Origin of the sequence: Mucilaginibacter sp. (assembly GCF_036383575.1) — a bacterium.
Classification (GTDB): Bacteria; Bacteroidota; Bacteroidia; order Sphingobacteriales; family Sphingobacteriaceae; genus Mucilaginibacter.
The window spans coordinates 1-7,314 of the sequence record NZ_DASVOB010000085.1 but is presented as its reverse complement, the minus strand read 5'-3'; the positions used below and the strand labels follow the sequence as shown (position 1 = coordinate 7,314).

Here is a 7,314-nt window from a genome sequence, read left to right as displayed (position 1 = left end):
ATGGACCACCACCTTAATGTTAGCGCTTATGGTAAGATTGAGGGCTATGAAGATAAATATTATTTCGGTCGCCGTGCAAATGGTTTCTATATCCCGCGCTATCGTAACCTGAATGGCGAAAAGCGTGATTACATCCGCGGTTTTGGTTATCAGGGTTCGGCAAGCCGCGAAGGCTGGAGCCGTGACATTGCCGAATTGAACATAGGCGGTGCCTTTAAGGATGCATTGACTGAGCCGGGTTCATGGCATATAGGTATGGGCGCTTTTGGCGAAACATTGCCTTACCACGATAACAAGGTTACTATCGACAAAACCAAAAAAGACAAATGGGGCTTGCCTGTTGTTGCCATTGATGCCGAATTAAAAGCCAATGAGCTGAAAATGCGTATCGATATGGAAAAAGACGGCAAAGAAATGCTGGAAGCCATTGGTGCTAAAGATGTGCAAACTTCCAGCACTAATCCGTTCCTTGGCCGTGGTATTCACGAAATGGGTACTGCACGTATGGGCCGCGATCCAAAAACATCAGTATTGAACCAGTGGAACCAGGTTTGGGATGCTAAAAACGTATTTGTTACCGATGGCTCTTGTATGACATCGGCAGCATGCCAAAACCCGTCGCTTACTTATATGGCGCTAACTGCACGTGCCGCTAACTATGCCGTTGACGCACTTAAAAAGGGAGAAATTTAATCAGCATCACATAAAAACAACCTAATAAGAACAACCTATGACTGAAGAAAAGGACAAAACCCCAAACCCGTCGAGACGGCAATTTATTAAAAGCAGTGCCATAGCGGCCGCTGGTTTTATGATAGTTCCGCGCCATGTTTTGGGCGGTAAAGGTTTTATAGCTCCAAGCGATAAGCTATTGATTGCCGGCGTAGGTGCCGGTGGTAAAGGCCAAAGCGATATTGCTAACTTTTACAAAAGTGGTAAAGCAGAGATCGCTTTCTTGTGCGACGTGGACGACAGAAGATCGGCCAAATCACGCAGCGATTTCCCTAAAGCAAAATATTATAAAGACTGGCGCGAGATGTTCGACAAAGAGCACAAGCATTTTGACGCTGTATCGGTTTCAACTCCCGATCATAACCATGCTATCATCACATACAATGCGATGCAGTTAAATAAGCACGTTTATGTTCAGAAGCCATTGACCCATGATATTTGGGAAGCCCGTTTATTAACCGAGGCTGCAAAAAGATACAAAGTGGTAACGCAAATGGGTAACCAGGGCTCATCAAACGATGGCACACGCTTAATGTCGGAATGGTATGATGCCGATCTGATTGGTGATGTACACACCGTTTACTGCTGGACAAACCGCCCTGTTTGGCCTCAGGGTATAGCCTGGCCGCCGCCACAGCAAAACATTCCTAAAGAACTGGATTGGGACCTGTGGTTAGGTACTGCGCCTAAAAAAGATTATGTTGATAAACTGGTACCATTTAACTGGCGCGGTTGGTGGGATTACGGAACAGGCGCATTGGGCGATATGGGCTGTCACCTTGTTGAAGCACCTTTCCGCGTATTGGGGATCCAGTATGCAAAAGATGTACAGGCCAGCGTTGGTAGTGTTTATGTAGATGAGTTTAAAGAAGGTCACTTCCCTGAAAGCTGCCCTCCGTCAAGCCATATCACATTAACGTTCCCTAAAACAGATAAAACCAAAGGCGATGTTACCCTGCACTGGATGGACGGTGGTATCCAACCAGAAAGACCTGCTGAATTATTAGCGAGCGAAGATTTTGGCGGTGAAGAAGGTAACGGTACACTGTTTATCGGTACAAAAGGTAAAATGTATGCGAGCACCTATTCTGATGCAGCAACATTATTGCCGAAATCGCTTACCAAAAGCGCTAAAGCCCCACAGAAATGGGCACGTGTACCGGGTGGTGCCAATGGTCACTACGCACAGTGGGTTGAAGGCTGTATTGCCGGTTATGGTAAAACAGAATTGAGCTCATCTTTTGATAAGGCTGGTCCGCTTACTGAGGCTTTATTGATGGCTAACCTTGCGGTGCGCGGTCATGAGCTAAATGGCGGCAGGGTAAAACTGGTTTGGGATAATCAGGCTATGAAAGTTACCAACTTTGATGCCGTTAACCAATATATTAAACGCGATTACCGCGAAGGTTTCGTGTTAAAAGCGTAATTTAGGAATACGTGATTAGTTGGGAAAAGCGTTACGAAGTTTTAAAAACTTCGTAACGCTGGTAAACACTATTCACTAACCCAACTAATTCATTAAATCAATAATTAAATTATGAATAGAAGAGAAGCGATAGGCAGGGTTGGTTTGATCCTTGGCGGTACCATTATCGGCGCCGAGTTCTTCATCTCCGGATGTAAACCATCTTCGCCAAAAGTAAACGACCTTTTTACACAGGATGATGTGGCCCTTATGGATGAAATTGGCGAAACCATTTTGCCTGCAACTTCAACCCCGGGTGCTAAAGCAGCCGAAATAGGTAAGTTTATGACGGTAATGGTGCAGGATTGCTACACTGCCGATGATCAGAAAATTTTCACTAAAGGCCTTAAGGACCTGAATGACGCGAGCGACAAAAAATATGGTAAAAAGTTTTTGGAGGCTACTCCTGAGCAACGTACCGAGTTGTTAACCGCGCTTGACAAAGAACAAAAAGAGTATACCAAAACTAAAAAGCCCGAAGATCCTAACCATTACTTCAGGATGCTGAAAGAATTAACCCTGCTGGGTTTCTTTACTTCAAAACCGGGTGCTACACAGGCGTTACGTTATATTGCCGTTCCGGGCAAGTATGACGGCAACCTGCCATACAAAAAAGGCGATAAAGCCTGGGCAACCTAAAAAATTGCAATATCAATTGATTATACCTTTGGTTTTTACAAAATTTGAATTGCCATCAAAAACAGCATTATTACATAATGCTGTTTTTGATGTATACAATCGATTGAGAAGCCTTTAATCAAAAAACATCAACCCCAACAAAAACAAATGAAATTAAGATTAGGAATGATCGGCGGCGGACAAGGTGCCTTTATTGGTGCTGTACACCGGATTGCTGCCCGTATTGATGGCGAGTATGAATTGGTTTGCGGCGCTTTTAGCAGCAATGCCGAAAAATCGCAGGCCAGCGGTCTTTTGCTTGGCTTACCTGCAAGCCGCTCATACAGCTCATACCAGGAACTGATTGAAAAAGAGAAACAACTGCCCGAAAATGAGCGTGTGCAGGTAATCAGCATTGTAACGCCTAACCACGTGCATTTTGCCCCAACCAAAATGGCACTCGAAAATGGTTTTCACGTGGTGCTTGATAAGCCTATGACCTTTTCGCTTGAGGAGGCTAAAGAGCTGGAAAAAATAGTGAATGCATCGGGTAAATTATTTTGCCTTACACACACCTACACCGGCTACCCTATGGTTAAAGAAGCCAAGCAACTGATCAAAGCAGGTGCTATAGGTAGGGTAAGAAAAGTTTATGTTGAATATCCGCAGGGATGGTTGAGCAGCTTTTTAGAGGGAGAAGATAACAAACAAGCCTCATGGCGTACCGATCCGGGCAAAAGCGGGATTGCAGGTGCTATGGGCGATATAGGTACACACGCCTTTAACCTGGCCGAGTATGTTACCGGCTTACAGGTTACAAAGATTTGTGCCGATATCAATATCGTAGTTGAAGGCCGCAAATTGGATGATGATGGCGCTGCCCTGTTGAAATTCAATAACGGTGCAAGCGGCGTGCTTACCGCCACTCAAATTGCTGCCGGCGAAGAAAATAATGTAAAGATCAGGGTGTATGGTGAAAAAGGCGGTTTGGAATGGCACCAGAGTGATGCCAATTCACTAACTGTAATGTATCTCGATAAGCCTGCCGAAACCTGGCGTACAGGTGGTGGTTATACCAGTTCATTCGCGCAGCATAATACACGTACACCTGCTGGTCACCCGGAAGGTTATTTGGAGGCCTTTGCCAACTTATATCGCAATTTTGCTTTAACGGTTAAAGCCGGTTTAGCTGGTAAGGAAGCTACTCCTGAGGAGCTGGACTTCCCGGGTATTGAAGAGGGCGTTCGTGGGATGGCCTTTATCGAAAATGTGATAGCATCGGGTAAATCGGATGCCAAATGGACTGATTTTACCATTTAATTTACCATCTACTTAAAATAAGAAACATGACTACTATAAAAGGACCTGCCATATTTATAGCACAATTTATAGGAGATGCGGCACCGTTCAATAGCCTTGAATCTATTTGCCAGTGGGCAGCAGGTTTGGGTTATAAAGGTGTGCAGCTGCCAACTAATGATACCCGTTTCATCGATCTGCAAAAAGCTGCCGAAAGCAAAACTTACGCCGATGAAATTAAAGGCATAGTTAACGCTGCCGGTTTGGAAATTACCGAGCTTTCAACTCACCTGCAAGGTCAGCTGGTTGCGGTAAACCCTGTTTACGATGCACTGTTTGACGGTTTTGCGCCCGAACATTTACGCGGCAACCCGACCGAGAGGCAGAAATGGGCTGTACAGCAGTTAAAATATGCTGCACAGGCTTCAAAAAATTTAGGCTTAAATGCATCGGTAACTTTTAGCGGTGCGCTGCTTTGGCCTATGGTTTACCCATGGCCTCAACGCCCTGCCGGTATTGTGGAAACTGCTTTTGGCGAACTGGCTAAACGCTGGACACCGATACTGGATGTTTACGAAGATAACGGCATCGACCTTTGCTACGAGATCCACCCGGGAGAAGACCTGCATGACGGTATCACTTACGAGATGTTCCTTGATCATGTAAAAGGTCACAAACGTGCTAATTTGCTTTATGATCCGTCGCATTTTGTATTGCAATGCCTGGATTATTTAGAATATATCGATCTGTATCATGAGCGCATCAAAATGTTCCATGTTAAGGATGCCGAGTTTAATCCAACCGGACGTCAGGGTGTTTACGGTGGTTACCAAAACTGGGTTGACCGTGCCGGCCGTTTCCGCTCGTTGGGTGATGGACAAGTTGATTTCAAATCGATATTCAGTAAATTAACGCAGTATGATTACAAAGGATGGGCCGTACTTGAATGGGAATGCGCGCTTAAACATCCGGAAGACGGTGCAAGAGAAGGCGCTCAATTCATCAAAGATCATATTATCCGTGTAACAGAACGTGCTTTTGATGATTTCGCAGCATCAGGTTCTGATGATGCTTTCAACAGGAAAACGTTAGGGATATAGTAAAAAGAGGCTGTCACGGTGAGCCTGTCGAAGGGTCGTGCGCAGGAGCCTTGCTCACCATGCTTCGACAGGCTCAGCATGACACCCTTTACAAAATCGTCATTGCGAGGTACGAAGCAATCGCGAATTATGCAGATCCGCTCTGTATAGCATGCGATTGCCGCGCTACGCTCGCAATGACGTAATTTCAATTTGCCGCTTTCAAGATGGGACTTATAAGGAGGCAAATACAAAGCTGAAGCAATTCAGCAAAGTGCATTTTGATACAGCCAATTAACCAATTATCAAATAACCTAAATAATTTAAAATGCAAACTATTAACCGTACACAGTTATTCAGGGCGAGCTGCCTGTCGTTGCTGGTAACTTCATTATCATTCGGCATCCGTGCCGGGATCCTGAGCGACCAGGGCGTAAGATTCCACTTGAATGCTTCGCAATTAGGCACTATCGCGGCAACCGCATTCTGGGGATTTCCGCTGGCCATCATTGTGGGGGGCTTTATTGTAGATATCATCGGCATGAAAAAGCTGCTGGTATCAGCTTTCGTATTTCACCTGGTGGGGATCCTGCTTACCATTTTTGCCAACGGCTACTGGACGCTGTTCCTCTCTACCTTAATGATCGGTATTGCTAATGGCACCGTCGAAGCTTCCTGTAACCCGCTTGTAGCTTCGTTGTATACAGATAATAAAACAACCAAACTCAACCATTTTCATCTCTGGTTCCCGGCGGGTATCGTGATCGGGACTTTAATAGTATTCGGGCTGGATACTGCTTTGGCCCATGGTGTATCTCCAAAACCATACTGGATCTCGCAGGTAGAAATAGCTTTGATGCTGATCCCTACTATAGCTTACGGTTTCCTGTTTTCGAAACTGGACTTCCCAGTTACCGAGCGTGTATCGGCAGGTGTAAGTACCGAAGATATGTATAAAGCACTGATGAACCCGTTGTTCCTGTTCATGATCATTTGCATGTTCGGCACAGCTATTACAGAATTGTTCACCAATCAGTGGACTGATGTTTTATTCAAAACGGTTACGGACAACGCCATCCTTATTTTAACCTTTGTTGCCTCGGTACAGGTTTTAGGCCGTGCGTTCGCAAGCCCCATTGTACACCGTTTGGCACCGCAGGGAGTATTGCTGATCTCAGCCATTTTATCTGCACTGGGTATTTACCTGATGGTACACCTGCATGGTGATGCTATCTATTTTGCAGCGGTGGTTTTTGGTCTTGGAGTAGCATTCTTCTGGCCATGTATGATAGGCTTTGTGGCCGAAAACCTGCCGCGTACAGGTGCCGTGGGTTTAAACCTGATGGGGGGTGCCGGTATGTTCGGGGTATCTATTTATATGATGTTCATGGGCGGCTTTTACGATAAAATCATGGTTTCAAAATTACCGGCAGGCGCAAGTTTGGATGCTTACCGTTCGGCCCCGGCAGGTTCGGATATGGCTAAGGCATTTGATGCGGCACGCTCGGCAGCAGGCCCCGAAGTGTTAAATACAACGCTGATCATACCGGTTGTATTAATCATAGCATTTGTGGGTTTGGTTATTTACATGCGTTCACGTAAAAAAACCGCTTCATTAGGCGCTATATCGGTTTAATGAGGCTTTATTTATGATAAAAAGTTGTAATTTTCGCCAGATTAACCAACCCAATTAAAATTACATGATGATAAACAGCAGGGGCTTTGTTAAGGAACAGATTTTCTGTTAGGTTATCATCACAAACCACAATTAATCTTTATGAAAAAAGTATTCGTTATTCTTTGTATCAGTGCAGTGTTTGCTGCCTGTGGCGGAAATTCATCAAAAAACACCGGCGGTAGCGATAGCACTAACGGCGCAAACCAATCAGCTAAAGCTGCCGATGCTAATGCTGATACTGTAGTAGCAAAAACCGGCACCGAATCAGCAGGTGGTTCTGCAGCTTCATCAGCCGGCGAAAAATTAATTGCAACATTAGATTGCAGCACCTGTCATAAAGTTGACACTAAAGTTATCGGCCCTGCATTTCAGGAAATAGCAGCTAAATACGAAGCTTCAGATGCCAACATCGACATGCTGGCTAAAAAGATCATCGCCGGCGG

At 45.2% G+C, this 7,314-nt stretch carries 7 protein-coding genes; all 7 read left to right on the top strand.

Going from position 1 to position 7,314, the window contains the following annotated elements:
• Nucleotides 1–693, top strand: a 693-nt coding sequence (locus VF500_RS03160; protein WP_330858282.1) for a GMC family oxidoreductase, incomplete at its 5' end; no start/stop codon positions are given.
• 37 nt (nucleotides 694–730) lie between these two features.
• Nucleotides 731–2,158: a Gfo/Idh/MocA family oxidoreductase gene (locus tag VF500_RS03155; RefSeq protein ID WP_330858281.1), complete on the top strand. Its 1,428-nt coding sequence runs from the start codon at nucleotides 731–733 to the stop codon at nucleotides 2,156–2,158.
• A 111-nt stretch (nucleotides 2,159–2,269) separates the two neighbouring features.
• Entirely contained in the window at nucleotides 2,270–2,836 is a 567-nt protein-coding gene (locus VF500_RS03150; protein WP_330858280.1) for a gluconate 2-dehydrogenase subunit 3 family protein, read from the top strand.
• A gap of 147 nt (nucleotides 2,837–2,983) precedes the next feature.
• Nucleotides 2,984–4,135 (top strand): Gfo/Idh/MocA family oxidoreductase, encoded by a 1,152-nt coding sequence (locus VF500_RS03145; RefSeq protein ID WP_330858279.1) that lies wholly within the window; start codon nucleotides 2,984–2,986, stop codon nucleotides 4,133–4,135.
• A gap of 26 nt (nucleotides 4,136–4,161) precedes the next feature.
• The gene (locus tag VF500_RS03140; protein ID WP_330858278.1) at nucleotides 4,162–5,214 is read left to right on the top strand and encodes a sugar phosphate isomerase/epimerase; all 1,053 of its coding nucleotides are present in this window, start codon (nucleotides 4,162–4,164) and stop codon (nucleotides 5,212–5,214) included.
• Between the two features lie 307 nt (nucleotides 5,215–5,521).
• Nucleotides 5,522–6,829 (top strand): MFS transporter, encoded by a 1,308-nt coding sequence (locus VF500_RS03135; protein WP_330858277.1) that lies wholly within the window; start codon nucleotides 5,522–5,524, stop codon nucleotides 6,827–6,829.
• Nucleotides 6,830–6,970: 141 nt separating this feature from the next.
• On the top strand, nucleotides 6,971–7,314 hold a 344-nt coding region (locus VF500_RS03130), incomplete at its 3' end, for a c-type cytochrome (protein WP_330858276.1).